The sequence below is a fragment of the Devosia sp. LjRoot3 genome, from assembly GCF_964252865.1.
Taxonomy (GTDB): Bacteria; Pseudomonadota; Alphaproteobacteria; order Rhizobiales; family Devosiaceae; genus Devosia.
The window spans coordinates 1-25240 of sequence record NZ_CAXUPK020000005.1; the positions used below are offsets into that span (position 1 = coordinate 1).

Sequence of the window (25240 nt, forward strand, 5' to 3'; positions counted from 1 at the left end):
ACTACGTCTTCAACGGCGCTGCCGAGGCGCTGACCGGCAACAATGCATTGGTGGCTGAGACAGGCGAGACCATCCGGATTTATTTCGGCGTCGGTGGGCCGAACAAGGACTCTAGCTTCCATGTCATCGGAGAGATATTCGATCGCGTGTATCAGCTGGGCTCGTTCGTTACCCCGCCGATGCTGGATGTGGGCACTATCTCCGTGCCGCCCGGCAGTGCCGCCGTGGTTGATATGACGCTGGAGGTGCCCGGGGAGTTCATCCTGGTGGATCACGCTCTGTCGCGGGCCGAACGGGGACTTCTCGGCAAGTTGGTCGTCACGGGCAAAGAGCAACGGGATATTTTCGATGTGCCTGACCTTGGTTTGAATGAACCCCACACGGACAAGGAGCCACATTGATGAATGGAAGCCACGTCCAAGACGCAACCGCTGGTCAGTGAAGGAATAAGGACATGAAGATTTTCACCCGCAGATCGACCCTGTGTCTGGGTGCAGCCGCCGTGGGGCTTACGATCGTCCCTGCTTTCAGCTTCGAGAGCGGCCCGGAGGTGATGGTCTGGAACGATCCTTATTGTGGCTGCTGCAGTGGGTGGATGGCCCACCTGCGGGCAAACGGATTTTCAGTTCAGTCTGCTGATGTCGAAGACATGGAAACGCTGAAGAGCGAAAGAGGCATTCCTCCAGAACTCCGATCCTGCCACACCGCCCAAGTTCAAGGTTATGTTGTTGAAGGCCACGTGCCTGCTGCCGCCATAAACCGGCTGCTGGAAAAGAAGCCTGCGAACGTCTCGGGCCTTGCAGTCGCTGGCATGCCACTCGGTTCACCAGGAATGAGCGCACCCGAAGGATATCCACCCGACCGTTACGACGTGATTGCCTTCAGGGGCAAGGAACAGTTCCTGTTCATGCGTTTTGAGGGTGACCAGCAACTCTAAGGTGCAATGGCTTGCTGAGAAGGGGCGCTACAGCGCCCCTTCTGCTTTCTATCTTCAGTTCGCCGCTTCGGCTGCGGCGTGCTCCTCAAGCCAGGACATCATTTCGGCGATCTCCTGCTCCTGGGAGTCGATGATCTTCTGAGCCATTGCCCTGGCGTCTTCGTTGTCGCCATGGTCCAGCTCAGCCTTGGCCATGTTCACTGCGCTCTGGTGATGGGGGATCATGCCGCAGATGAACGCTACGTCGACGTCCTCGGCCATCATGCCCATCATCATTTGCCGGTTCATCTCATCCATGCCCTCCATGAGGGCCATGTGAGCTTCATCCATCTGTTCTGGTTTCATGGACATTTCTTCCATGGGATGGTCGCCGCCCGTCATGCAGATATCGGGAAGCTGCATCTGGCCGGGCGCCATGCCTGCCATGTCATGTCCTTGGTGTTCCTGAGCGAGAAGGTTTCCTGTCGAAGCTGCAAGCAGGAGACCGGCTACAGCAGTTGATTTGAAGAAGTTCATTTTGTTCATTCCTGAAAATGTTTTCCGAAAGGGATCGATCGGGTCAGGAATGCCTTGGAGGTCGATCAAGGCGCTCAATGGGCCAATTCACATCGACATGCGTGGCCAGCGGGTGGTGCGGAGATCGGTTCCAGTCTGGAGGGGTGGTAGCAGCAGGACCAGGCAGCGCAGCCAGGCATAAACCCATTCCGCAACATTCGGGCAAGGTGTGATGCTGTTGCTCGCAAGCCAAAGCTCCGCAGTCGTTATCGTGATGAACCTGGTCTTGGTGCTGATGGTGAGCAACAGAAAACTGGCTTGCCATTGCGCTGTGGTGCAGTGTCATGCTCGACACTACAGCCAGCATGACGGCGATAATCAGCCGCATGCGCCACCTGCCGCAATGGTCCAATCTGTATAACCTCATGGGCATCCTAATCTGCAAATCTCCGGTGGGTTCCCCGTGTAATTCACGCAAGGATCAGCGAGCACGTTCATCAAACTAGCCAATGCTGGCGCTGCGGAGGCGTAACGAGTTGGCGATCACGCTGACCGAGGACAGCGCCATGGCCGCCGCAGCGATCGCTGGTGATAGGGTAATGCCGAAAAACGGATAGAGGAGGCCTGCTGCAACCGGCACCCCGGCTGCGTTGTAGATAAACGCGAAGAACAGGTTCTGGCGGATGTTGCCCATCGTTGCATGCGACAGGCGGCGGGCACGGACAATCCCCATCAGGTCCCCATTGAGCAAGGTCACCCCGGCACTTTCCATGGCAACATCGGTTCCGGTTCCCATGGCAATGCCGAAATCGGCAGCAGCTAACGCGGGTGCGTCATTGACACCGTCACCAGCCATGGCCACCACCTTGCCTTGGGATCGGAGACGTTCGACCACTTCGCTCTTGCGTTCTGGCAACACGTCGGCCTCCACTTCAGTGATCCCGAGGCGCTGGGCAACGGCATTTGCGGTCACAGCATTGTCGCCGGTCATCATGACGACGCGGATGTTCTCCGACCTCAGCGCCGATAGTGCATCGGCTGTCGTTTGGCGGATCGGATCAGCGATACCGATGCCCCCGGCAACCTCTCCGTCGATTGCCACCAGCACGACCGTGGCGCCCTCAGATCGGACATTGTCAGCCCTTCCCTTCCAGTCGTCTATCGAAACGCCCTCGGAAGCGAGGTACTTGGCGCTGCCGATCAGCACCCGCTTTCCGTCTACCATGCCCGTCAACCCTTTCCCCACAGGAGAGTCCACGTCTGACGGGTTAGACAGTTCAATGGCCCGTTCCTGGGCGGTAGCCACGATGGCGACACCAAGCGGATGCTCGCTTGCGCGTTCAAGGCTGGCCGCCACACGAAGCAGGGTATGCTCATCGAAACTTTCGGCTGGAAGAAGGTGGGTCACTTTGGGCTTACCTTCGGTCAGGGTGCCGGTCTTGTCCACGACCAGCGTGTCGACCTTTTCCAGACGTTCCAGAGCTTCCGCATTCTTGACCAACAGCCCGGATTGGGCACCCTTACCCACACCCACCATGATAGACATGGGTGTAGCCAGACCGAGGGCACAAGGGCAGGCGATGATCAGCACCGACACGGCGGCAACAAGCGCGTGGGCGAAGCGAGGTTCGGGCCCCCAGATCATCCATGCGCCGAATGCCACGAACGCGATGCCGATCACCAGGGGAACAAACCAACCGGAGACTTGATCCGCCAGGCGCTGGATAGGCGCCCTTGATCGCTGTGCGGTGGCCACCATTTGCACGATACGAGCCAACATGGTGTCGCGGCCAACGCCAGTCGCCTCCATGACCAGACCCCCAGACTGGTTGATTGTTCCGGCAACCAGCTTGGCTCCTTCCATCTTGGTAACCGGCATGGACTCGCCCGTCACCATGGACTCGTCCACTGCACTACGACCTTCCAGGACCTTGCCATCGACCGGCACCTGTTCGCCCGGGCGCACCCGCAGCCAGTCACCTACACCCACCGCATCGACCTCCACCTCTTCGTCGGAGCCATCCGCTCTAATACGGCGGGCAGTTTTTGGCGCCAAGTTGAGCAGAGCCTTGATCGCACCCGAGGTCTTCTCCCTGGCCCGCAGTTCCAGCACCTGACCGAGGAGAGCCAACGCCGTAATCACAGCGGCGGCCTCGAAATAGACAGGAACGGCGCCGTCCATTTCACGCATGTTGCCCGGGAATATCCCGGGAAGGAATGTTGCCACGACCGAATAGATCCAGGCGACGCCGATCCCCATGGCGATCAGCGTGAACATGTTGAGGCTGCGGTTTCGGATCGATCCCCAGCCACGTTCGAAGAACGGCCACCCTGCCCAGAGGACAACCGGTGTTGCCAGCACCAGCTGTATCCAGTTGAGCGTTTGCCCAGACACCCAATGGTGCAGGTCGATCACATGCGCCGTCATCTCCAGGACGAACACCGGTAGCGCCAAGGCCGAGCCCACCCAGAACCGTCGCGTCATGTCCTGCAGCTCCGGGCTGGGCCCAGTCTCTGCTGTGGGTAGTTCCGGCTCAAGGGCCATTCCGCAGATTGGGCAAGAGCCGGGTTCGTTCCGCCTTATCTCTGGATGCATCGGGCAAGTCCAGATCGTGCCGGGCGGCGCCGTTTTGGTCGGGGCGTTCACTTCCCCCAGATACTTGGTCGGCTCGGCCGTGAACTTGCTTCGGCAATTTTCGGAGCAGAAATAGTAGCTGGTTCCTTCGTAGGCCGCCTTGTGCTGTGCGGTCAGCGGATTGACCGTCATTCCACACACGGGATCTCTTGCCGCCTGTCCGTCGTCAGATGCTTTGGCGCAGATGGGTGTCGCGACTAGTGGAGAGATCGGCTCTCGGTCGTGTTGATGTTAAGCGGCGATGCCGGCGTGCAGCAAGCGCCGATGTTGGATGGTTTCGCGCTTGATCCTTTCCCGGTGTTTGATGATGGCTTCAGCTCTGCCGAAGTAGGCGTCGGCGGGTGTCACATTGTCGAGGCTCTCGTGGTAACGCCGATGATTGTAGTGCTCGACGAAGGCCTCGATCTGATTTTCGAGATCACCGGGCAGGAAGTAGTTTTCGAGCAGGATGCGGTTCTTGAGCGTCTGATGCCAGCGTTCGATCTTGCCCTGTGTCTGGGGATGCATTGGGGCGCCACGCACATGGTCCATGCCATTGGCCTGGATGTAATCGACAAGATCCTGTGCGATGTAGCTGGGGCCATTATCGCTGAGCAGGCGCGGCCGGTGCTGCACATGGGCCTGATCACAACCTGATGCGGCCAGCGCCATATCCAGCGTGTCGGTGACGTCCTGTGCCCGCATGGTTGAGCACAGTTTCCAGGCGAGGATGTAGCGGGAGTAATCGTCCAGGACCGTGGACAGATACATCCAGCCCCAGCCGATGATCTTGAAGTAAGTAAAATCGGTCTGCCACATCTGGTTGGGACGGCTGGTCTTGGTGTGGAACGCGTTGGCCGCCTTGATCACCACATAGGCGGGGCTTGTGATCAGGTCATGGGCCTTGAGGAGCCGGTAAACGCTGGCTTCCGAGATGAAATAGCCTTTTTCGTCAGTGAAGCGCACCGCCAGTTCCCGCGGGCTCAGCTCGGAATGCTCCAAGGCCATTTCGATGACCTGGTCGTGGATATCGGCTGGAATACGGTTCCAGACCCGTCTGGGTGCCGAGGATCGATCCTCCAGCGCCTCGGCACCGCCATTGAGGTAGCGATCATACCAGCGATAGAAGGTCCGGCGCGGAATGCCCAGCCGATCCAGTGTCTGCTTGGTTGGCAGGTGCGATTGCTCAACCAGCCGGATGATCTCGAGTTTTTCGGAAGCGGGATACCTCATTCCTGGTCTTCCCCATCCCCCAGCATGCTTTTTTTGAGCAGGCGGTTTTCCAGGGTCAGATCGGCCACGCATTCCTTGAGCGCGCTGGCCTCCCGGCGCAGGTCCCGAACCTCATCTGTTGTGGCGGCTCGCGCTGTATCACCGGCCAGCCGACGCTTGCCCGCCTCCATGAACTCCTTGGACCAGGTGTAATAAAGGCTCTGCGCAATGCCCTCGCGCCGGCACAGTTCGGCTATGCTGTCCTCACCGCGCAGGCCATCCAAGACAATCCGGATTTTGTCCTCGGCGGAAAAGTGCCGCCGTGTTGCCCGGCGGATATCCTTGACCACCTGCTCGGCAGGTTTCTTCGTCTTCGTGGTTTTCGTCGTCATTCTGGGTCTTTCGTCCTGCAGACGAGACCAGAACTCTCCTTATCGATCAAACCCAATTCTGTGCCACGGGCGCTGAAGCCGGACATGCTGATCTCGATCACTGCTGCAGACCATGATGTCGATCTCTACGGCGAGGTCGCAGCCGTGGTCGATGCAGCAATCGCAGCCGAGATTGTTAACGGTGCCGCATAAGCCTCCTGGCTGCCGGCTATTTGCTGACCATTGACCGGACGCTAGCTGGCGCAGATGCACGGCCCATCGCCTATTCTGATCGCGTTGCCCATTATCGCTGGCCAGGTTGGCTATCGAGTTGCAAAGGGCCTTGCAAGCACCTAGTCCGTTGATCTCACGCAAAATATAATATACCCCCCTACACTATGTCACATACAATACAACATAAGCCTAAGCTGCTCGCCCGCGTTCGCCGCTTGAAAGGCCAGATCGACGCCATCGAGCGTGCCCTTGATGACGAACTGGGCTGCACCGAGGTGTTACAGCTCGTTGCATCCGTACGGGGCGCCATGAATGGCCTAACCGCCGAGCTGATGGCCGATCACATTCGCCATCACGTGCTAGAGCCTGAAACGGACACCGAGCGGCGCCGCGGCGGCGAAGAGCTGATCGAGATCCTGGGGACCTATCTCAAATGATTGATATCAATCGCTTCGCCACCCCCCATGACCATGTTTTTCTAGGCGACAACCATAGGCGCAACGAGAGCCGCACTTGGCTTGTGATCATCATCACCGCCGCCATGATGGTGATAGAAATTACGGCCGGCTCGATTTTCGGTTCGATGGCCCTTGTGGCTGATGGGTGGCATATGTCCACCCATGCTGCCGCGATGTTGATCACCGCGCTTGCTTACCTTTTTGCCCGGAGGAACGCCCGAAACCCTCACTTCACATTCGGTACGGGTAAACTCGGCGACCTCGCAGGGTTTGCCAGTGCCGTGGTGCTGGCGCTGATCGCTCTACTGATTGGTTGGGAGAGCCTGCTTCGCTTCTACAATCCGGTGGCGATAAACTTCTCGCAAGCGATTATCGTCGCCGTCATCGGCCTCGGCGTAAACCTACTTTGTGCTTGGCTGCTCCGCGATGATCACTCCCATCATCATCACGGGGGCGAGCATGACCACCACCACGGCCATGCGCACAGCCACGGTTCGGGCACGGATAACAACCTCCGTGCGGCATATCTGCATGTGCTCGCGGACGCGTTGACTTCAGTCCTAGCCATCGTAGCGCTTGTGCTCGGAAGCCTCTACGGGTGGAACTGGATGGATCCGGCTATTGGAATCGTCGGAGGTCTTGTTATTGCGCGCTGGTCTTGGGGGCTGATCAAGGATGCGGGCGGTGTTCTGCTGGACTACGTGCCTGCCGGTGAAGATCTCCCTGATGAAATCCGCGAGGCCATCGAGACAGATGGCGACGAGATCACTGATCTGCATATCTGGCGGCTCGGGCCTGGACATCACGGCGCCATAATTGCGCTGCGCTCCACCAATCCTCAGGCAGCAGATGTCTACAAGGTGAAGCTTGCGGGGATCCATGACCTTTCCCATGTCACCATAGAGGTTCAGGCAGCACAGGGTTGAGCCTGTCGTGCGGACAGAAATTCGTCGCCTTCGGCTTTTTCGGGCTTGACCTTGCCACTGTGGAAAGGCGCAGCCTAAGTTAAAGCAGGAGGTCGAAAATGGCAGTCGACAACGGTCACGATCATCACCATCCCCACGCCCGCGAGACCGCGCAACACAACGCGGATAATCCGTCGCCCACATCGACGACGGCGGTAAAAGACCCCGTCTGTGGAATGACGGTCGATCCGGCGACCGCGAAACACAAAGCCACGTACCACGGCGCCACATACTACTTCTGTTCGGATGGGTGCCGGTCAAAGTTCATGGGGGATCCCGTCAAATATGTCGTCACCGACGCCACGCCCAAGGCCGAGGCGCCCGCGGGAGCCATCTGGACCTGTCCGATGCATCCGCAAATCCGACAGAGCCAACCCGGGGCATGTCCAATTTGCGGCATGGCTCTCGAGCCCGAACTTCCAACCGAGGAAACCGGCCCCAGTCCCGAGCTTAGGGACATGACCCTGCGCTTCTGGGTTGGCAGTGCCCTCGCCATCCCGGTGTTCGTCCTTGAGATGGCCGCGCATTTGGTTGATCTCCATCACTGGATTTCGCCGCAAGCACTTAATTGGATCCAACTCGCATTGGCCACGCCCGCCGTGCTTTGGGCTGGCTGGCCATTCTTCGAACGCGGCTTCGCCTCGCTCAGGAACCGCAGTCTGAATATGTTCACCCTCATTGCCATGGGTATCGGCGTCGCCTGGATCTATTCGGTGGTGGCAACGCTATTGCCTGGGACGTTCCCCGAAAGCATGCGGACGATGGAGGGGGCAGTACCGGTCTATTTTGAGGCGGCTGCCGTCATCACGGCTCTGGCCCTTCTCGGCCAGGTCCTCGAACTGCGGGCCCGCGAGAAGACCTCGGGTGCAATCAAGGCTCTGCTCGGCCTCGCTCCCAAAAGGGCTCGAAGGATACGCGAAGACGGGTCGGACGAAGAGGTGGACGTTGATCAAGTCGTGGTCGGCGATCGACTACGGGTGCGTCCAGGCGAGAAAGTTCCCGTCGATGGCGGTGTCATCGAGGGGCGCAGCGCAGTCGACGAGTCAATGGTTACGGGCGAGTCTATGCCGGTAACGAAAACACAGGGCTCCAAACTCGTTGCCGGCACCATCAATCAATCGGGCGCTCTCGTCATGGAAGCGACGGGAATTGGCCGTGATACCATGCTGGCGCGTATCGTTCAGATGGTGGCAGCGGCCCAACGTTCGCGCGCGCCAATCCAGCGTCTGGCCGACCAGGTTTCCGGATGGTTTGTGCCGGTCGTCATCGTGATCGCCATTCTGGCTTTTGCGGCCTGGATGATCTGGGGGCCCGAGCCGACATTCGCGCATGCTCTGGTCGCCGCGGTGTCAGTTCTTATTATCGCGTGTCCGTGTGCTCTGGGCCTTGCGACCCCCATGTCGATCATGGTCGGTGTGGGGAAGGGGGCCCAACTCGGCCTTCTGGTCAAAAATGCCGAAGCTCTCGAAAGACTCGAGAAAATCGACACGATCGTGGTGGACAAGACCGGCACCTTGACCGAAGGCAAGCCCAAGTTGACGCACATTCTCGCCGCTGATGGGCATGACGAGGATTATGTACTGGTTGTCGCGGCAAGTCTGGAACGCGCGAGCGAGCATCCGTTAGGCGTGGCGATCGTCGCCGAAGCCGAAAGCCGAAAGCTAAGGCTTACAGAACCGACCGAGGTGAACTCGCCAGTCGGCAAAGGCCTCACTGGTCTCGTCGAAGGAAAGAAAGTCTTCATCGGCAGCGCCAAATACCTGGAAGCCGAAGGCATTCCCAATGCGGACTGGAAGGAACGAGCCGATCGGGTTCGCAACGATGGAGCAACGGTAGTCCTCGTGGCCGTCGACGGGAAAGTCGCGGGTGCTTTGGGCATCGCAGATCCGATCCGGCCGACCACACCGGAGGCACTTGCGAATTTGCGATCCGAAGGCATCCGCGTCGTCATGATGACCGGCGATAATGCGGTAACCGCAGCGGCAGTCGCCAAAAAACTTGGTATCGGGGACGTCGAGGCAGACGTCCTACCAGAACGCAAGAGCGAGGTGGTCGAACGTCTGCGGCGCGAAGGCAAGGTCGTCGCCATGGCCGGTGACGGGGTCAACGATGCTCCCGCCCTCGCTGCGGCCGACGTCGGGATTGCCATGGGGACCGGCACCGATGTCGCCATGGAAAGCGCCGGCGTGACACTGCTCAACGGCGATCTGATGGGAATTGCGCGAGCCCGTCGCCTCTCCCGTGCGACGATGGGCAACATCCGGCAGAACCTGTTCCTCGCCTTCGTCTACAATGCCGCCGGAATTCCCGTGGCCGCCGGAGTACTCTACCCCTTCTTCGGGCTGACTTTGTCTCCGGCTATCGCGGCCGCGGCAATGGCGCTGTCGTCGGTCAGCGTGATCGGGAACTCGCTCCGCCTGCGGTCGGCCCGCATTGAGTAGTCAAAGCCGCGGGGTTTGGACCTGAAGCCGTCGAAAGCCTTGCTTGGGCTGCGTGAGCGCCGAACGAGGTTCTCGTGCAGCCTGGGTGATCCAGTGTGGATGACGTGAATGACCCACTTCGCGAGCGGAGCCGAGACGGTCGCTGGAATACGGTATAGATGGCTTTAACGCCTGCCACGTAAAGATCACATTCTCAGGCTCGAAAGGGTGGTCAAAAGAGATTCGCGTCGTGAAGCTGATCTGCAACCTCCTCAACATGCTGGCAGTGGTGATGGTCCTGTTGCTCGGGACCGTCGCAGCTCATGCCGGCAGTGGCGAGCATCAGCACACCGCATCCGTCGAGACGGGCATCGGCCATACGGCGGACGAAAGCGCCGTGATCAAGGATCATCATCAGGGCGGAGCCGCGATGCACTGCGGCGCGCCTATTCTTGGCCCCGAAACGCCCTCTTTCGACTGCACGATCCACGTAGCAACAGTCGCTTATCCGCTCGTAGTTGTCGGAAATCTGCAAGACTTCGATTTCAAGGATTTGAGGCCTCCGCGTCGCTGAGCCGTATCGCCGGCCGCCTTCGGGCAAACAGCAACCTGGAAACCACATTCATGAAATCCAATACCATTTACCTCGGGCCATTGGCCTGCGGGGTCCTGCTCGCCGGCGCCATGGTGGCCTCCGGTCACAATGGCGCAACCGGCATCATCGGCGAACGGATGATGGGGATGATGATGCTCAGCGAGCAGATCAAGGCCCTTGCGCCCGTCGCCGAGGCGCCGACCTCCTCGGATGCCGAAACCGTCATCGCCGCCGCCGAAATGATCGCGATGCATGCCGGGCCCGCAATGACGGAGCTTTTTCCCGAGGGCAGTGTCGGAGCCCCCTCGGAAGCCCGGCCGGAAATCTGGGAGCGATGGCAGGAATTCTCCGCGTATGCGGACCAGCTTGGCGTACTGGGCGAGGAACTTGGCCTTGCGGGCGAGATACTTTTTGCACCCGCGCCGGAAGCGAAGGAAGCCCCGGTCCCGGCGCCGGCAAAGCCGGTCCCCACGGAATGGGAGCGGATGGACTTCGCCTGGCTCATGGGCCTATCGCCGAACAGAGCGATCGATGTCGATATGACAACGACCGCCTCGGTTGGCGCCGAGTCCGTCGAAAATCTCGGACCCACTTCTCGTCCGTTAGGCGCGATCTACAACGACATCGCAGCCACCTGCTCGTCCTGTCACGCCTCATTCCGGCGGTGAAAACATGAGTAGAGTTCCCAAAATCCTGCTCGCCTTGCTTCTGGCGGCGAGCGTTGGCGTTCTCGTTCTGCAGTTCTGGCCCCTTCCGGGACCCGAAATGGTCGTGCAAGGGCAGGGGGATGCCAAAAGGGGCGCCTACCTTGCACGCCTATCCGGGTGCATAACCTGCCACACTGCCTCGGGGGCTGCCCCGCTTTCCGGGGGCGCTCCCTTGGTTTCCAGGTTTGGGTCGTTCTACCCGCCCAACATCACGCCGGACCCCGAGCAGGGTATCGGATCGTGGTCATACGAGCAGTTTGTCCGAGCGGTTCGCCAGGGCATTTCGCCCAAAGGCGAGCCGTACTACCCAGCCTTTCCCTATGAGTTCTACGCTACCCTCACAGACCAGGATATGGCCGACTTATGGGCGTCCATCCAGGCAGTTCCGCCTGCCGCCATACCCTCAACCGTTCACCAGGTGCCGTTTCCTTTCAACATTCGCGGCGGCGTCAAAATCTGGCGAACGTTCTTCGAAAAGCCCGTCACCTACGTGGCCAACATCACGCGATCGGCGGCGTGGAACCGGGGAAGATATCTCGTGTGGGGGCCTGCGCACTGTGCCGCATGCCATGTTCCGCGAAATGCCTTGGGCGGGTTGCCAGGAAATCAAGACCTGGCCGGGGACCCTTCAATGCAGGATGGTCAGTCTTCGCCTCCATTGACTGCGCAAGCGCTGACAGCGAGGGGATACACGAAGGAAGCCTTGGTTCAGGCCTTACGGACCGGCATCACGCCCGACGGCGATGCCTTTGGCGGTTCGATGGCCGAGGTCGTCCACGGCGGCACGAAATTTCTCCTCCGCCAACATCTCGACGATATGGCGACCTACCTTTTGGATCTTGACGACAACTGATGCTGTTGTCGAAGAGTATGGAGGAACCGCGACGCAGATGACGAGTTTCCTTTTCATGGCACAGAAATCGACACTTGCCGCCTTCCGCGTTCACACCCGGCTGATCCTGGCCATCATGGTCGCGGTTTTGGTCAGCATGACGTTTCATCACGGGGCCATGGCCTCCGTGACGATGACGCATGGGCATGTAGAGAACCACCACCAGTCTGGCCAGCCCTGCGAGGTTGGCTGCCAACCGTCTTCTCATTCTATGCCAGTCTGCTGCGCCATGGGGCTCTGTGTATCCGGTATTACAGGCGCCCCGATGAATTCGCTTTTTCCGAAGGCGACAACCGATCAAGTGGGACTGCTGACATCGTTCGTCTCGAGGTGGGTCGCCCATCGCATTGATCGCCCGCCAAAGGAAATGGTTCGAGCCTGAATAAACCCAACTCGAATTAGGATGAGACCAATGAATTTCCTCAAGACTTCTCTCGCTCTGACCGCCTTCGTCACACTCTCGACCGGAGCTGCGTTTGCTCAGGACGCCATGGCAGGCCACAACATGGCTGCTCCGGCGGGTGCCGCTGTCGAACTTCCCGAGATCTGTAAGTCCGCTGTCAACATGGCTGGCGACATGTCTATGAGCATGGACCACAAGATGGACCAGGCGCATATGGATCTGATGGCCGGCATGGATGAGACCAATAAGGCCATGATGAATTCGATGATGGTCGAAGACATCGACGTGGCCTTCGTGTGCTCGATGATCCCGCATCACCAGGGTGCCATCAATATGGCGAAGGCCGAACTCGCTCATGGCGATAATCAGTGGGCGAAAGACATGGCACAGAAGGTCATAGATGCCCAAGAAAAAGAGATCGCCGAAATGATCGCCTGGCTCGAAGGCGAAGGCGCCAACGAGTAAGCTTTCGGGCTTTCAGGGGGCGGGCGAATGCCCGCCCTAAATCAATCAAGCATCGCTAAACCTTTCCGAATTAAAGTTCGGTGCCGGAGGATATGATGCTGAACGACATCAAGACCGAACTGACTGTGCTGCTCGACATCAGCCGGGACGCTCTTCACATCCATCTCGGCATAGCGATCTATCTCGCCGCCATTGTCCTCGTCAGGCGCGGACCGACCAGTCTGATCCCTTGGTTTGTTCTTCTAGGCTTCGAACTCGTCAATGAGGTTCTCGACACCTTCCACGGCGATCACCTGTCTCTCGATATCGCCGGTTCGTTGCGCGACATCGCCAATACGATGCTCTGGCCCACCATTGCGCTGATCGTAGCGCGCGTTGTCCTGAACCGCCGACAGCGCGGGCAAGCAACCGTGTCAACGACTGAATTGACGCCGGCCGAGTGACAACTCGCTCAATCGTTGAAGACCGGTGCCGTTGTCAGTCGGAATCGGCCGCGGACCTGCGCGATTGGATGTCGCGTTCGCGTTCCGGCCAGGTACTCTTGATGTACTCGAGAACCGCCTCGATCTCCGCATCGGTCATGCTGTCCCGAAACGAAGGCATATCAGTCTCGTAACCGGGCGCGATAACACTGAGACCATCTCTGATTATCCCCAGCAGCTGCTTGTCCGAGTGATGCCAGGTATGTCCCGTGGCATCATGGGGTGGGGCGGGCAACCTGCCGCTGGGAAGCCTACGCATCCAGTCGGGTTGCCCCTGGAGTTCGGCACCGTGGCAGTCGGCGCACCGTTCGAGGTAGAGATCTCGCCCGAAGTGCTCCTGAGCGCGTGCGCTATTGGCGATCGACCCGGCGATCATCAGAAGCGCTATGGTGCGAAGGGTGACCAAGATTTTCCACCATCCGTGCTGGCAATTACCTCACTTTCGGTATCGACCGCCATTACCCTTCCGGCATCGTCGGGGTCAAAGCCGATATGCAGCAGGACGCGATTGGTGACGTCGGCAACTGTAACGAGGTTGTCGTCTTCGAGCCGCTGGAGGCCTTGGCCCGCAACGAAAACGAAGAGCGTTCCGTCCGGTGAGATCTCGACCGCAGATGCCGGATTTCCCTCTGCTGCGAGCAATTGCCAATTGCGCCCGAAATCGAAGCTTTCGAAAAGGCCCTTCATAGTGCCGGCATAGAGGTGCCCGGCATCACCGGAAGAGGCCGCAATATCGATCAGTTCATCAGGTCCCGGCCCGGATACTTCCCAGGTACGGCCGGCGTCCCTACTGACCTGAATTCCTCCGAATGAGCCGTAGACCGTGTTTTCGTCGGCCGGGCTGACGGTCATCGCATGGAAATCGACCGGCCCACCGGCGCCATCGGAGAGCCGGCTCCAGTCGGCACCGGGTCCTGTAGACCCGACTACACCGATATTGCCGCCGCTGCTGGGGTGGCCGCTTGCAAAGAGCTGCCCATCACGACTTGCGGTGAACCCCATGAAGTCGTCGTCGCTCTGGGAAATCATGGTCGCGACGCCAGCTGGATCAACCGAAAAGAGGCCGTGGTGCGTAGCGAGCAGAACGTTATCGCTTCCGGCGGGCACGACGACGCCATGGATGTGGGTCAGATCGCCCAATGCGATTGGCGGCCTGTGGCTGGAAGCGCTGACTGGAGTGACCATCAGGAAAGGGAGCAGGCCGAGAGTGAGATTTTTCATTTTTGATCCCGAAGCGCAAAGCGAACGGCAGGCCAAAGCCTGCCGCACCGCTTATTTCTGCAGTTCACCCGTGTAGCCCGCTTCGCTGATGGCTGCGGCAAAGGCTTCGGCGGGCTTACTGCTCGCGATCTCGACCTTGTGCGTCGCCACGTCGATCTTGACCTGCGCAGCGGCATCGACGCCTTTGACTGCTTTTTCGACGGTCGAAGCACAATGGCCGCAGGTCATGTCGTTCACCTGGAAATTATACATTGAAGTCTCCTTTGGGATTTGACTGGTTGAAGATGGGGCTTTCAACGGTGGTAAGGTCAAGGGGCCTCTTGGCCCCTAAGCACGAACTCGGTCGGGCGCGACATCGGTAACGCCGAAGCGCGGTTTGCGCGTCTTCGGACCGTCAGGCTCAGCATGGGCGAACCCTTCGAGGATCGGGCAGTCCGGGCGATCGTCGCCATGGCAGTGCGCCGCCAGGTTCCGAAGCGTATCGCTCATGGCCTGAATTGCCCTGGCTTTCTCGTCGAGAAGGCGAACGTGATCGAGCGCGATGGCCTTGACGTCTGCGCTGGCGCGCGACCGGTCTCGCCAAAGCGCGAGGAGGTCACCCATCTGTTCAATGGAAAAGCCCAGGTCCCGAGCCCGGCTGATGAAGCGGAGCGCATGGATATCGTTTTCCGAATAGACCCTATAGCCGGACTCGGTCCTCACCGGCGCCGTGATGAGACCGATAGACTCGTAGTAGCGGATCATCTTGCTCGAAACCCCGCTTGCTTTGGATGCTTGACCGATGTTCATGATGCGGACCCCTTGAGTTCGAGTGTGTTCGCTAAGGTGATCTGGCGACCCGGTTCCCGTGGCTGAACCGGCGCCGCGAACCGGCGTAGGCGCAGGGCATTTCCGAGCACGAAGACGCTGCTTAATGCCATCGCTCCGGCTGCCAGGATCGGAGAGAGCAGCATTCCGTTGATCGGGAAGAGAACGCCGGCGGCTACCGGGATCAGGATCACGTTGTAAGCGAAGGCCCAGAACAGGTTCTGCTTGATGTTTCCGATCGTGGCGCGAGAGATCGCTATGGCGTTGACGATACCTATAAGATCGCCCGACATGAGTACGACGTCGGCGCTCTCGATCGCGATATCGGTGCCGGTGCCCACCGCAAGGCCGACATCCGCCTCAGCCAGGGCAGGTGCGTCATTGATACCGTCACCGACGAAAGCGACTTTGCGATCGTCACGCTTGAGGCCTTTGATCGCCTTGACTTTGCCATCGGGCAACACTTCGGCAACCACTTCGTCGATGCCGAGGGCGGCGGCGACAGCATTGGCGGTCCGCGCATTGTCGCCCGTAATCATGGCCACGCGCAGACCGAGGTCATGTAGAGCCTTGACGGTAGCGGCTGACGTCTCCTTGACGGGATCAGACACTGCGATGATGGCGGCAAGGCGTCCATCGACCGCTGCATAAAGCGGACTTTTGCCGCCGTCGCCCAGTTGCTTCGCGGCTGTTGCGAAAGCGCCAACGTCGATACCCGCCTTGGTCAGTGCCCGGTCGGCGCCGACGAGGACCGAATGACCCTCTACAATTCCAGACACGCCGAAACCTGGCTCTGCCTCGAACTCGGAAACAACCGCGTCGACCAGACCTCGATCGCGAGCGGCATTTACGATAGCCTCGCCGATGGGATGTTCGGACTTGGCTTCAAGGCTTGCGACCAGTCGCAAGACGTCCGCCTCGTTGAACTCGTCTGTTGTGACCAAGTCCGTCAGTTCCGGCTTTCCCTTTGTCAGGGTTCCGGTTTTGTCGAACGCCACGACGTCAGCCGATCGCAGCGTCTGCAACGCCTCTCCCTTGCGGAAGAGAATACCCATTTCCGCAGCCCGGCCAGTACCGACCATGATCGAGGTCGGCGTTGCAAGCCCCATGGCGCAGGGGCACGCGATAATGAGAACCGCGACAGCATTCACGAGGGCGAAACTGAGGGCAGGTGAGGGGCCCCAGACAAGCCAGACAGCGAAGGTCAGAAGTGCGGCGGCTATGACCGCGGGGACGAACCAGGCAGTCACCTTATCGACCAGCGCCTGGATGGGCAGCTTCGAGCCCTGAGCAGCTTCCACCATGCGGATGATTTGCGAAAGCACCGTGTCTGCACCCACCTTGGTGGCGGTAAACCTGATGGACCCGTTCTTGTTGATGGTGCCGCCAACCACCTCTGAACCGGCCGCCTTACGCACCGGTATCGGTTCTCCGGTGATCATGGATTCGTCGATATAGGTCTCGCCTTCCATGACGATGCCGTCGACCGGCACGCGTTCACCCGGCCGAATGTCGAGCACGTCACCTGCAGCTACACTCTCGAGAGCAAGTTCGAGGACAACACCGTCGCGGACCACACGAGCCGATTTGGGTTGCAGTCCAACGAGGCGCTTAATCGCCTGGCTGGTGCGTCCCTTGGCTTGCGCTTCGAGAAAGCGGCCGAGAAGGATCAACGTGACGATAACGGCGGCGGCTTCATAGTAGACATTTGCCGTACCGCTAGGCAGCAGCCCGGGTGCGAACGTGGCTACGAGCGAATACGACCAGGCTGCAGCCGTGCCCAGAACGACAAGCGAGTTCATGTCGGGTGCCAGACGCCAGAGTGCGGGAATGCCCTTGCGATAGAAACGCAAGCCTGGTCCGAAGAGTACCCCCGTGGCCAACGCGAACTGGATATAGAGGCTGTTCGCGTGCCCCAAATCCATCATGATCCAATCATGGATCGCCGGGATGAAATGCGAGCCCATTTCCATGACGAAGAGCGGGACCGTCAGCGTTGCCGCTATGGCAAGGGCATTACGCAGGTGACGGACCTCCGCATCGCGACGGTCTTCGGCCCCCTCAGCGTCGGCTGCGACGTCGGTCCGCACGACGGCGTACCCCGCTTTGTCGACAGCAGCCTCAAGGGACTTTCGTGACACCGTCGCTGCCGGCAAGGTGATTGTCGCTTTTTCGGTCGCGAGGTTGACCGAAGCATCGATAACACCAGGCACCTTGCGTAAGGCCTTTTCCACACGCGAAACACAGGACGCACAGGTCATTCCTTCGATGCCGAGCTCGACGGTTTCGGTGCGCGTTTCGTACCCTGCCTTCTTGATGGCCTGGATCACACTGGCGAGGTCAGCCTCACCGGCAAATTTGACGGTCGCTTTTTCGGTCGCCAGATTGACGTTGGCGGCTTCGACTGTGGGGAGGGCACGTATGGCCTTTTCGACGCGTCCAACACACGAGGCGCAAGTCATGCCTTCGATGGGCAGATCGATGCCTGCCGATGTTGCGGGCAACGTGATTGGTTCAGCTGTTGCAGACATGGGGACAGTCCTATTCTTGACTGTCGATGTATGTAGTCCTTCCAACGATGGGAAGGTCAAGAGCAAATGTCGCAGTTCACAATTGCCTCAAGGCGCTCTCTTCCCCTTCCGCCATCCATATGGCGTTAGCCCTTTTGGCTTGAACACGGAAAGCACGAGGCACAGCAATAAAAATGCAAGCCCGCCAACCGAATGGAGGACGAGGGACTGCCCTAACGCCACCTTTGCGGCCAGGTCCATATCGGTCGATGGAATCTCGGTAAGTGTGGATATTCCAGGAAGTTGCAGCAGTAGCACCCCGAGCACGATCGCGGTCGTGACCAGCTTCACGATCACCCAGTAGTGCCTGAAGATGCCCCATGGGCTAACGAGCGCCTGTACGAGACCGATCGCCAGCGACGCAATCGCGAGCGGAACGATAGCCAGGCGGGCGATGACATCGGCAGCACCGTAAACGGTAGGGCTGTCAAAAAGGCCGACCACTGCAAGAAGAAGAAAGCTGGATACGGCGCCAATCAGGCCCACCGACGTTGCTACATGGAACACCAGCACCGTCTTGCGCAACGAGAGCATGTGACGCTCAGCCCTGTTCGGTGGTGAAGTGGCGCCCTGGGCCGTGATTGCCGCCGCCAAAAGTAGCGAGCAGACCTGCGGCCAGCAATAGCGTCACCAGAAGAACTGCCAGCCACTTCACCCAGGCCGGCATTGCCGGGGGTCGATCCTCTTTCATTTTCCTGTTCGATCCGAATTTCGTGAAAGCTAGGGATGGCCAGATAGGATTACCCGGGTCACCGGCGACTTCTGGATAGGATAGCGTGCCGAAAATTCTCCAAGTCAACGGCGCAAATGCCAGTAGAAACCGGGCTGTGACAATTGGGCACTGGCGAATCATTACCGATCAGGTATTTTCCGTCCCCATGCGCCCGTTTGCACGCTCCATCGTTGCCGTTATTGCGCTCGTTGCGTTTCTCGCGACGAACATCGGCATTGCCATGGCGAGTGTTGGCCCCGTAACCGGACCGGAAGCGGCTGCATGCATCGCCATCGCAGACATGCACACCGAGCACCCTTCGGGATCGAGACTGCATGATGGTGGGTGCGCCACGTCGCCCGAAAAAGGGCCATTCGATCACCATGACGCCGGCGCCGGCTCGCCGTGCTGTGCATTGAACTGCCATGCGGCCCTCTCGGTCGCGTTCCCCGATGCCCTCGTCGCTGTCGTCATCGGCAAGGCGGCGTTTTCCGGACTGAAGCCTGAGCGGCACCAGTCTTTGGGCGTGGCATTGGAACGTCCCCCTCGCACCATTCACGGCTGATCGAAACGCTTTCTCGCTGATGGCTCCGGCTCTGCATTCGCACGCCGGCTGAAGTCAGGAGATTGTGTGCCTTCGATCGCTTCGGCGGCCCTTTGCGCCTGCTGAAGCCTGTCACATGTCGCCCTCTCTCGAGGGTGGCCGACTTGCCTTGATCCAGAGGATCACCATGAAATTTTTCGCTCTGGTGGCAGCAGCCGCCAGCCTGTCCGCGTGTTCGGCGATGCCGGTACAGCGAGCGGGCTTCAGTCCTGCTGACCCCAACGCCCCAGTACCGTATCTCCGTTATATTCCGGTGACGGCCGGCACGCGCCACTTCGTCCCCGTCGAGCCAAAGCCTTGGATAGAAAGCAACCAGGCGGTCGGCCCGCAGGCGGGTGCGCAATGACGACGCTCGTTGCTCAAGCTGTCGCGACCAAACTGTCGGTCACGGGAATCGTTCGGATTTTTCTGGCGGGCGCATCAGTTCTTGTCCTCGCCGGTTGCGCGACGTTTTCCCCTGATGGCGGAATGACGGAGGTTTCCACCCGCGTGGGGCAGGAACTTGGTCAGACAGCGGCCAAGATCGTTACTGCCGCTGACGAGATTTCCGCCATGGCTCAGGTCGAGGCCTTGCTTGCCAAGCCCTTGACCGCGGACAGCGCCGTTCAGATTGCCTTGCTCAAAAACAGGGGCCTACAGGCTGAATACAATGCCTTAGGCATTTCCGAGGCGGATTATGTCGAAGCCAGCCTTCCGATCAACCCGAGCTTCTCGATTGGCAAGCTGATCGGCAGCGGCGAGTTCGAAATCGAACGGCGTCTTGTCGGCAGCATCCTCTCCCTGTTTACGCTGCCGGCTCGGAAGGCCGCTGCAGAAGCCGAATTCAAGGCCGCAAGCTTCCGAGCCGTCGATGCCACGTTCCGCCTGACTGCCGAAACCCGGCGGGCCTACTATAACGCCGTTGCCTCCCGCCAACTGGTGGCGCTGCTCGAAAAGGGTCAAAGCACGGCGGAGGCGGCAGCCGACCTTACTATCAAACTTGGCGAAACCGGCGCCGCCACCAAGCTCGAGCAGGCGCGCGCCGGTGCCTTCTACGCGGAAGTCTCCGCCGAACTGGCGGAAGCCAAAATGGAAGCGGGCATCGATCGCGAAACCCTGACCCGGTTGCTCGGGCTATGGGGCACCGAACTAAACTTCAAGCTACCCGGCCAGCTGCCTCAACTCCCCGACACGGTGCCCAGTTCGGAACGCCTCGAGGCCGACGCGATCACGCGCCGTGTGGACTTGATGGTTGCTCGCCTGGAGCTTGAGGCCATGGAGAAATCCCTCGGTCTGACGAACGCCACGCGGTACGTCACCGCCCTCGACCTCGCGGGCATGGCAAATACCACGGTCGAAACCACCGAAGAAGGCACGTCCACCAAAGATACGTTCGGTTTTGAGATCGAGATGGAAATCCCCATCTTCGATCTGGGCGGGACAGGTGTGCGGCGGTCCACCGAACAGTACATGCAGGCGGTAAACCTCCTAGCGGCTAAGGCCATCGACATCCGCTCGGAAGTTCGGTCCGCATATATCGCCTATCGATCGACCTACGATATCTCGTGGCAGTACCGAAACCGCATTCTGCCCCTGCGCGCCACGATCGATGAGCAGGCAATGCTCGAATATAGCGGCATGATCACAGACGTTTTTGATCTGCTCACCACGGCCAGCGAAAGCATCGACAGCAATGTCGCCGCCATCGAGGCCAAACGCGACTTCTTCCTCGCCGCCGTCGACTTCCAGGCTGCCCTCATCGGTGGCTCTGAAGACGCAGGCAATTCCGAAGAAGAACGCTGATCATGGAAAGCCCACAATCATGACCTTCTCCCGTCGCTCATTCCTGGGCGCATCCGGGGCGGCTTTGCTCGGCGCAGGATTTGTATCCGGCCGCACCCAGGCCGCCTCCATTCCTGAAGCTGCGACCATGACGGAAGCCGTCATGCAGCCCCCGCTCGTTCCCACCAGCGGACCCGATTACAATCCCGTCGTCACCCTAAACGGCTGGACCCTTCCACCCCGTATCAAAGGCAACTGGAAGGAATACCACCTCGTGGCCGAGCCCGTCGTTCGGGAGATCGCACCGGGCATGGTTGCGCATCTCTGGGGCTACAACGGTCAATCGCCCGGGCCAACGATCGAAGCGGTCGAGGGCGACTTTGTCCGCATTTTCGTCACCAACAAACTGCCCGAGCACACAACCATCCATTGGCATGGCCAATTGCTGCCCAGCGGCATGGATGGGGTAGGGGGCCTCACGCAACCACATATTCCCCCCGGTAAAACCTTTGTCTACGAGTTCCAGCTGCGCAAGAGCGGGACCTTCATGTACCACCCGCACGCCGACGAGATGGTCCAGATGGCCATGGGCATGATGGGCTTTTTCGTCGTCCATCCGAGGGATCCAGCATTCCGTCGGGTCGACCGCGATTTCGTGTTCCTGCTCAATGCTTACGACATCGAGCCTGGCGCTTACCTGCCCAAGGTCAATACCATGACCGACTTCAACCTCTGGACATGGAACAGCCGGGCCTTTCCCGGCATCGACCCGCTTGTGGTCGCAAAAGGGGACAAGGTCCGCATCAGGTTCGGTAACCTGACGATGACCAATCATCCGATCCACATGCATGGCTACGACTTCAAAGTGTCCTGCACCGATGGAGGGTGGGTACCGGAAGAAGCCGCCTGGCCCGAAGTCACGATCGATTGCGCCGTCGGACAGATGCGTGCCTTCGACTTCGTCGCCGACGAGCCGGGAGACTGGGCCATCCATTGCCATAAATCCCACCACACCATGAACGCCATGGGCCACGACGTTCGAACCTGGATCGGCGCCGATCGCGATGTGCTCACTGAAAAGATCCAGGCACTCGTGCCCGATTACATGTCCATGGGCGCTTCCGGCATGGCCGAGATGGGCGAGATGGAAATGATGATCCCCGACAACACGCTGCCGATGATGACTGGCTGGGCCCAGTTCGGCGCCGTGGAAATGGGCGGGATGTTTTCCGTCGTGAAGGTGCGCGAGGGCATCGCCACCCACGACTACTCAGATCCAGGTTGGTTCGAGCACCCGGCCGGGACCGTCTCCTACGAATGGACAGGCGAATCCCAGGCGATCGAGCGAGCGGCCTCACCGCAGTTCGATGCATCGACAACGACAGAAGTCCAGGTGGTCAAACCTGGCGCTGACCACACCAACCACTAAGCACAGAGATGCACATGAAAAAATACCTCATACTTGCCGTCATGGCGCTGCTGGCCGCCGGAAATCCGGCCCTGGCCGATTCTGGTCACGATCACGGCGAGGCCCTGGTCTACGGTGAGCCCGGCGACCCGTCGAAGCCTGCCAGGATGGTTCTGATCGCCATGCGCGAAACGAACGAAGGCATGGCCTTTGTTCCCAACCAGATCAAGATCAAGGCCGGCGAGCAGGTCAAGTTCGTTATCCGCAACACTGGCGAGCTCGATCACGAACTGGTCTTTGCCGATCTCGAATCCAATCTCAAGCACGGCATCGAGATGGCCAAGAACCCCGACATGGAACACGACGACGCCAATGCTGCGCGCGTCGCTCCAAAGAAGGTTGGCGAGATCGTCTGGAAATTCACCACTGCCGGCGAGTTCGACTTCTCCTGCCTCATTCCCGGACATCGCGAGTCCGGCATGTTCGGCACCATCATCGTCCAATAATCGTAGAACCAGGAGCTAATCCATGCGTAAACTCATCCTCGCCGCCTTCATCGCCCTTCTTCCCGCCTCCGCCATGGCAGCCACGGTCCCGGTCCAGGGGGAAGTGAAGAAGATCAACGAAGCTCAGGGAAAGATCACCCTCAAGCACGAAGCGATTACCAACCTTGGGATGGATGGCATGACCATGGTGTTCACCATGGCCGACCCTGCTCAGCTCAAGTCCTTTGCGCCAGGTGACCGGGTCGTATTCGAGGCCGACCGCGTCAATGGCAAGATCACTGTGGTCAAGATCGAACCCGCAAACTGATTTTGAAGGAGGCCGGGCGACCGGCCTCCGCCCATTGCGACGGCGGAGTTTGGCAGACTGTTCCGAGTTCTTGACCAGCCTATGGCGCGGAGCTCGCACTAAATGACGTTTGGTATAGGCGCGACCTTGACCTTACCACTGTTGCAACCCTTACCCTCGGAACACAGGTTAACCTTATCGCCCCCGAGACGGACAGGCATTTGCGGTCGAGAGAAGCCTTTGCTGTGAGCGAACATATGGCATTCCCGTCAATCGCTTTCGAAGGCCACGCCAGTTTCGAAGAGGCAAGGTGGCGAACACGCAGCTCCCAAGAGCTTCTCGTTCTCCTTGTGTCTGGGTTAGCCCACGCGTTAGCGATTGGAGCTGCCCTTCAGTTCCTGTCGACACGGCCTCTGGTACCAGCTCGATTTCGCGTCGTGGAAGTCGAACTGGTAAGCGAAGCTGATGTCGTCGAGACACCGCCAAGTCCACAAACGCAGGATGTCGAACCGGTGGCGCCGGAACTGTATCCCGCGGAGATTTCGTCCGATCTGATGAGCCCTGCGACCGGCGCCCCGGCGGTGATCGCGCCGCAATTGTCAGATGTTCCGGAAGATAAAGCTGACGAGGCTTCGAACGACGGTTTCGTTGAAGCGGAGGAGCTGTTCACAGCCCGCATTCTTAAAGAGAATGGCAGCGAGGAGGTTCGCAAGACACTGCCGCTTCTGGCTCCCGAAGAACGGGTCACCCAGCTCTGCAACATAGAGGCTTTGGAGCAGGTTCGCATGGACCGATCGGGCCCGGAACCAGATTCGCTTGATCCATCCTCGTTTGGTCCAACGACTTTTGCGGAAGGGCAGCTCGAAGCAACAGGTGGCGCCATCCGCATCGCACGGGAGTGGTATCACATTGAGTTCGAGTGTGTGCCAGGCGAAGATCTCGAGAGCATTCAACACTTTCGGTATCGGCTCGGCGAGGAGATACCGCGTGAGCTCTGGGAGGAGCACAATCTCATCCCTGAGGACTTTGACGACGACTAACATAAATGCGTTCTGGATGCTGCGCACCCCTCAAGGCTGCGTCGGCAAAAAAGGAGATGACTATGAGCGACCACGCCCAACACTCCGGCTCGGACCACCATGCCCCGGGTCATGGACAGCACGATCATGGAGGCCACGGCCGCCCCTACCTGATGTTCTGGATCAATATGATTCTGGGGCTGATCGTGATGTACGTTGTCATGTTCTCAATGATCGACGGTTGGCACGATTTCAGGAACAACCTCAACATGTTCTATATGGCGGTTACGATGTGGGCCCCAATGGGCATCTTCATGCTCGCCACGATGCCGGGCATGTTTTCGAACAAGCGCATGAACCTCGCGCTCTACGCAGCCTTCTTGCTGCTGACGTTGCTGTCTTTCTGGGCGACGCGCGCCCAAGGCTTCATCGACGACCGCCAGTTCATCGATTCCATGATCCCGCACCACTCTGGCGCCATCCTGATGTGCCGTGAGGCAGATATCTCAGACCAGGAACTGCTTCAGCTTTGCGGCGAGATCATCGAGGCCCAGCGCCAGGAGATCGAGCAGATGCAGGCCATCCGGGACCGTCTCTGATCGTCATGAAGATGCAACAGGAAACCGGTGACGCCGGAGTTACCGGTACTTCCCATTGTCGCCGGATTTCCGGATAAGTATGGGTGCGGTGGGGCATCGATCCCGACGGAAGAGAATGTTGATCCTCAGGTTCGTTCGAGGGCTTTTGCCCATCCTGTTCGCGACAGTCGTTCTTGCTCTTTCCTCGCCGCAGGTGAGCGCAGCAGGTATTTCGACATCCGCGAACGTCACCGCGATCGACCTTCACCACGACCACCAGGAAGATTGTGCCAAAGAACCCTTGCACGCCATAGGCTGCTGTTCCTTCGCACTTGCCCTGCCGGCGATTGCCTTTGTCCAGCTTTCCTCCTCCGGTTCGGCGTCGATCCACGGCATCCAACGCGGATTGCAGGCTCCGCCTACGCCTCTTCAGAACAAGCTGTTCCGGCCACCTCGGATAGGTTGACCTTGTCGCCGAGCCTGCCTTGCAGAGGTCGTGAGACCTGGTTCGTGCAGCA

Annotated in this window: 29 protein-coding genes and 1 pseudogene; 20 read left to right on the forward strand and 10 right to left on the reverse strand. The window is 59.4% G+C overall.

The window, feature by feature from the left end:
• Together ACSQ2A_RS17275 and ACSQ2A_RS17280 are read left to right on the forward strand one after the other, a co-directional pair.
• Positions 1-401, forward strand: a pseudogene (locus tag ACSQ2A_RS17275) (copper-containing nitrite reductase); the annotation flags it as partial.
• 53 nt (positions 402-454) lie between these two features.
• Positions 455-937, forward strand: coding sequence for a DUF411 domain-containing protein (locus ACSQ2A_RS17280; RefSeq protein ID WP_108460652.1), 483 nt, complete (start codon positions 455-457; stop codon positions 935-937).
• A 54-nt stretch (positions 938-991) separates the two neighbouring features.
• Here the strand turns inward: ACSQ2A_RS17280 and ACSQ2A_RS17285 are convergent, their stop codons facing one another.
• The 3 genes from ACSQ2A_RS17285 to ACSQ2A_RS17295 all read right to left on the reverse strand — a co-directional run bounded on the left by ACSQ2A_RS17285 (position 992) and on the right by ACSQ2A_RS17295 (position 5650).
• On the reverse strand, positions 992-1531 hold the full coding sequence (locus ACSQ2A_RS17285; protein ID WP_245893005.1) for a DUF305 domain-containing protein: 540 nt from the start codon (positions 1529-1531) through the stop codon (positions 992-994).
• A 403-nt stretch (positions 1532-1934) separates the two neighbouring features.
• Complete coding sequence (locus ACSQ2A_RS17290) at positions 1935-4253, reverse strand: heavy metal translocating P-type ATPase (protein WP_436073587.1); 2319 nt, start codon at positions 4251-4253, stop codon at positions 1935-1937.
• Positions 4254-4298: 45 nt separating this feature from the next.
• Positions 4299-5650, reverse strand: a protein-coding gene (locus ACSQ2A_RS17295; RefSeq protein ID WP_436073233.1) for an IS3 family transposase whose coding sequence is annotated in 2 segments (ribosomal slippage) — positions 4299-5314 and positions 5314-5650 — 1353 coding nt in all. Because the reading frame shifts where the segments join, the coding sequence is not laid out codon by codon here.
• Positions 5651-6027: 377 nt separating this feature from the next.
• Here ACSQ2A_RS17295 and ACSQ2A_RS17300 point away from each other — a divergent pair.
• The 9 genes from ACSQ2A_RS17300 to ACSQ2A_RS17340 all read left to right on the forward strand — a co-directional run bounded on the left by ACSQ2A_RS17300 (position 6028) and on the right by ACSQ2A_RS17340 (position 13211).
• Positions 6028-6300 (forward strand): metal/formaldehyde-sensitive transcriptional repressor, encoded by a 273-nt coding sequence (locus ACSQ2A_RS17300; protein ID WP_436073234.1) that lies wholly within the window; start codon positions 6028-6030, stop codon positions 6298-6300.
• Positions 6297-7247, forward strand: a complete 951-nt coding sequence (gene dmeF / locus ACSQ2A_RS17305) for a CDF family Co(II)/Ni(II) efflux transporter DmeF (protein WP_436073235.1) — start codon at positions 6297-6299, stop codon at positions 7245-7247. The genes ACSQ2A_RS17300 and dmeF overlap by 4 nt, the downstream gene beginning before the upstream one ends.
• A gap of 98 nt (positions 7248-7345) precedes the next feature.
• Positions 7346-9727, forward strand: coding sequence for a heavy metal translocating P-type ATPase (locus tag ACSQ2A_RS17310; RefSeq protein WP_436073236.1), 2382 nt, complete (start codon positions 7346-7348; stop codon positions 9725-9727).
• Between the two features lie 229 nt (positions 9728-9956).
• Complete coding sequence (locus ACSQ2A_RS17315; protein WP_436073237.1) at positions 9957-10280, forward strand: hypothetical protein; 324 nt, start codon at positions 9957-9959, stop codon at positions 10278-10280.
• 50 nt (positions 10281-10330) lie between these two features.
• Positions 10331-10969, forward strand: a complete 639-nt coding sequence (locus ACSQ2A_RS17320) for a c-type cytochrome (RefSeq protein ID WP_436073238.1) — start codon at positions 10331-10333, stop codon at positions 10967-10969.
• Between the two features lie 211 nt (positions 10970-11180).
• Positions 11181-11861 (forward strand): c-type cytochrome, encoded by a 681-nt coding sequence (locus ACSQ2A_RS17325; RefSeq protein ID WP_436073239.1) that lies wholly within the window; start codon positions 11181-11183, stop codon positions 11859-11861.
• A gap of 55 nt (positions 11862-11916) precedes the next feature.
• Complete coding sequence (locus tag ACSQ2A_RS17330; protein WP_436073240.1) at positions 11917-12282, forward strand: hypothetical protein; 366 nt, start codon at positions 11917-11919, stop codon at positions 12280-12282.
• 30 nt (positions 12283-12312) lie between these two features.
• The gene (locus tag ACSQ2A_RS17335) at positions 12313-12768 is read left to right on the forward strand and encodes a DUF305 domain-containing protein (RefSeq protein ID WP_436073241.1); all 456 of its coding nucleotides are present in this window, start codon (positions 12313-12315) and stop codon (positions 12766-12768) included.
• 95 nt (positions 12769-12863) lie between these two features.
• A complete protein-coding gene (locus ACSQ2A_RS17340) occupies positions 12864-13211 on the forward strand; it encodes a hypothetical protein (protein ID WP_436073242.1) in 348 nt (115 codons plus the stop codon).
• A 34-nt stretch (positions 13212-13245) separates the two neighbouring features.
• On the opposite strand, the gene ACSQ2A_RS17345 is transcribed toward ACSQ2A_RS17340, so the two are convergent.
• From ACSQ2A_RS17345 to ACSQ2A_RS17375, 7 genes are all read right to left on the reverse strand, one after another.
• Positions 13246-13656, reverse strand: coding sequence for a c-type cytochrome (locus ACSQ2A_RS17345; protein WP_436073243.1), 411 nt, complete (start codon positions 13654-13656; stop codon positions 13246-13248).
• Positions 13635-14471, reverse strand: a complete 837-nt coding sequence (locus ACSQ2A_RS17350; RefSeq protein WP_436073244.1) for a WD40/YVTN/BNR-like repeat-containing protein — start codon at positions 14469-14471, stop codon at positions 13635-13637. Before ACSQ2A_RS17350 ends, ACSQ2A_RS17345 begins: the two co-directional genes overlap by 22 nt.
• Before the next feature lie 51 nt (positions 14472-14522).
• Positions 14523-14723 (reverse strand): heavy-metal-associated domain-containing protein, encoded by a 201-nt coding sequence (locus tag ACSQ2A_RS17355; protein ID WP_436073245.1) that lies wholly within the window; start codon positions 14721-14723, stop codon positions 14523-14525.
• 75 nt (positions 14724-14798) lie between these two features.
• Complete coding sequence (cueR, locus tag ACSQ2A_RS17360) at positions 14799-15260, reverse strand: Cu(I)-responsive transcriptional regulator (protein WP_436073246.1); 462 nt, start codon at positions 15258-15260, stop codon at positions 14799-14801.
• Positions 15257-17809 carry a heavy metal translocating P-type ATPase gene (locus ACSQ2A_RS17365; RefSeq protein WP_436073588.1) on the reverse strand — a complete coding sequence of 851 codons (2553 nt, stop codon included), beginning with the start codon at positions 17807-17809 and terminating at the stop codon, positions 15257-15259. Before ACSQ2A_RS17365 ends, cueR begins: the two co-directional genes overlap by 4 nt.
• An 87-nt stretch (positions 17810-17896) precedes the next feature.
• Complete coding sequence (locus tag ACSQ2A_RS17370; protein ID WP_436073247.1) at positions 17897-18382, reverse strand: hypothetical protein; 486 nt, start codon at positions 18380-18382, stop codon at positions 17897-17899.
• Between the two features lie 7 nt (positions 18383-18389).
• Positions 18390-18539: a hypothetical protein gene (locus tag ACSQ2A_RS17375; protein WP_436073248.1), complete on the reverse strand. Its 150-nt coding sequence runs from the start codon at positions 18537-18539 to the stop codon at positions 18390-18392.
• An 85-nt stretch (positions 18540-18624) separates the two neighbouring features.
• Between ACSQ2A_RS17375 and ACSQ2A_RS17380 the strand changes: the two genes are divergently transcribed.
• The 9 genes from ACSQ2A_RS17380 to ACSQ2A_RS17420 all read left to right on the forward strand — a co-directional run bounded on the left by ACSQ2A_RS17380 (position 18625) and on the right by ACSQ2A_RS17420 (position 25188).
• Entirely contained in the window at positions 18625-19125 is a 501-nt protein-coding gene (locus ACSQ2A_RS17380; RefSeq protein ID WP_436073249.1) for a hypothetical protein, read from the forward strand.
• 166 nt (positions 19126-19291) lie between these two features.
• Positions 19292-19510 carry a hypothetical protein gene (locus ACSQ2A_RS17385; RefSeq protein WP_436073250.1) on the forward strand — a complete coding sequence of 73 codons (219 nt, stop codon included), beginning with the start codon at positions 19292-19294 and terminating at the stop codon, positions 19508-19510.
• Positions 19507-20946 carry a TolC family protein gene (locus ACSQ2A_RS17390; protein WP_436073251.1) on the forward strand — a complete coding sequence of 480 codons (1440 nt, stop codon included), beginning with the start codon at positions 19507-19509 and terminating at the stop codon, positions 20944-20946. The genes ACSQ2A_RS17385 and ACSQ2A_RS17390 overlap by 4 nt, the downstream gene beginning before the upstream one ends.
• Positions 20947-20965: 19 nt before the next feature.
• Positions 20966-22354 (forward strand): multicopper oxidase family protein, encoded by a 1389-nt coding sequence (locus tag ACSQ2A_RS17395; protein WP_436073252.1) that lies wholly within the window; start codon positions 20966-20968, stop codon positions 22352-22354.
• A 14-nt stretch (positions 22355-22368) separates the two neighbouring features.
• Positions 22369-22839 (forward strand): cupredoxin domain-containing protein, encoded by a 471-nt coding sequence (locus ACSQ2A_RS17400; RefSeq protein ID WP_436073253.1) that lies wholly within the window; start codon positions 22369-22371, stop codon positions 22837-22839.
• Between the two features lie 22 nt (positions 22840-22861).
• Positions 22862-23146 carry a copper-binding protein gene (locus ACSQ2A_RS17405; RefSeq protein ID WP_436073254.1) on the forward strand — a complete coding sequence of 95 codons (285 nt, stop codon included), beginning with the start codon at positions 22862-22864 and terminating at the stop codon, positions 23144-23146.
• A gap of 416 nt (positions 23147-23562) precedes the next feature.
• Positions 23563-24165: a DUF930 domain-containing protein gene (locus tag ACSQ2A_RS17410; RefSeq protein WP_436073255.1), complete on the forward strand. Its 603-nt coding sequence runs from the start codon at positions 23563-23565 to the stop codon at positions 24163-24165.
• A gap of 62 nt (positions 24166-24227) precedes the next feature.
• A complete protein-coding gene (locus ACSQ2A_RS17415; protein ID WP_436073256.1) occupies positions 24228-24743 on the forward strand; it encodes a DUF305 domain-containing protein in 516 nt (171 codons plus the stop codon).
• Positions 24744-24861: 118 nt separating this feature from the next.
• Positions 24862-25188 carry a hypothetical protein gene (locus ACSQ2A_RS17420; RefSeq protein WP_436073257.1) on the forward strand — a complete coding sequence of 109 codons (327 nt, stop codon included), beginning with the start codon at positions 24862-24864 and terminating at the stop codon, positions 25186-25188.
• Positions 25189-25240 lie beyond the last annotated feature (52 nt).

Excerpts from the sequence above, each read along its gene's own strand:
- ACSQ2A_RS17330 (WP_436073240.1), top strand. The coding sequence starts at position 11,917 with ATGGCACAGAAATCGACACTTGCCGCCTTCCGCGTTCACACCCGGCTG.
- ACSQ2A_RS17340 (WP_436073242.1), top strand. The coding sequence starts at position 12,864 with ATGCTGAACGACATCAAGACCGAACTGACTGTGCTGCTCGACATCAGC.
- dmeF (WP_436073235.1), top strand. The coding sequence starts at position 6,297 with ATGATTGATATCAATCGCTTCGCCACCCCCCATGACCATGTTTTTCTA.
- ACSQ2A_RS17350 (WP_436073244.1), bottom strand. The coding sequence starts at position 14,471 with ATGAAAAATCTCACTCTCGGCCTGCTCCCTTTCCTGATGGTCACTCCA.
- ACSQ2A_RS17300 (WP_436073234.1), top strand. The coding sequence starts at position 6,028 with ATGTCACATACAATACAACATAAGCCTAAGCTGCTCGCCCGCGTTCGC.
- ACSQ2A_RS17320 (WP_436073238.1), top strand. The coding sequence starts at position 10,331 with ATGAAATCCAATACCATTTACCTCGGGCCATTGGCCTGCGGGGTCCTG.
- ACSQ2A_RS17280 (WP_108460652.1), top strand. The coding sequence starts at position 455 with ATGAAGATTTTCACCCGCAGATCGACCCTGTGTCTGGGTGCAGCCGCC.
- cueR (WP_436073246.1), bottom strand. The coding sequence starts at position 15,260 with ATGAACATCGGTCAAGCATCCAAAGCAAGCGGGGTTTCGAGCAAGATG.
- ACSQ2A_RS17400 (WP_436073253.1), top strand. The coding sequence starts at position 22,369 with ATGAAAAAATACCTCATACTTGCCGTCATGGCGCTGCTGGCCGCCGGA.
- ACSQ2A_RS17405 (WP_436073254.1), top strand. The coding sequence starts at position 22,862 with ATGCGTAAACTCATCCTCGCCGCCTTCATCGCCCTTCTTCCCGCCTCC.
- ACSQ2A_RS17395 (WP_436073252.1), top strand. The coding sequence starts at position 20,966 with ATGACCTTCTCCCGTCGCTCATTCCTGGGCGCATCCGGGGCGGCTTTG.
- ACSQ2A_RS17375 (WP_436073248.1), bottom strand. The coding sequence starts at position 18,539 with ATGAAAGAGGATCGACCCCCGGCAATGCCGGCCTGGGTGAAGTGGCTG.
- ACSQ2A_RS17370 (WP_436073247.1), bottom strand. The coding sequence starts at position 18,382 with ATGCTCTCGTTGCGCAAGACGGTGCTGGTGTTCCATGTAGCAACGTCG.
- ACSQ2A_RS17385 (WP_436073250.1), top strand. The coding sequence starts at position 19,292 with ATGAAATTTTTCGCTCTGGTGGCAGCAGCCGCCAGCCTGTCCGCGTGT.
- ACSQ2A_RS17355 (WP_436073245.1), bottom strand. The coding sequence starts at position 14,723 with ATGTATAATTTCCAGGTGAACGACATGACCTGCGGCCATTGTGCTTCG.
- ACSQ2A_RS17310 (WP_436073236.1), top strand. The coding sequence starts at position 7,346 with ATGGCAGTCGACAACGGTCACGATCATCACCATCCCCACGCCCGCGAG.
- ACSQ2A_RS17335 (WP_436073241.1), top strand. The coding sequence starts at position 12,313 with ATGAATTTCCTCAAGACTTCTCTCGCTCTGACCGCCTTCGTCACACTC.
- ACSQ2A_RS17365 (WP_436073588.1), bottom strand. The coding sequence starts at position 17,809 with ATGTCTGCAACAGCTGAACCAATCACGTTGCCCGCAACATCGGCAGGC.
- ACSQ2A_RS17390 (WP_436073251.1), top strand. The coding sequence starts at position 19,507 with ATGACGACGCTCGTTGCTCAAGCTGTCGCGACCAAACTGTCGGTCACG.
- ACSQ2A_RS17415 (WP_436073256.1), top strand. The coding sequence starts at position 24,228 with ATGAGCGACCACGCCCAACACTCCGGCTCGGACCACCATGCCCCGGGT.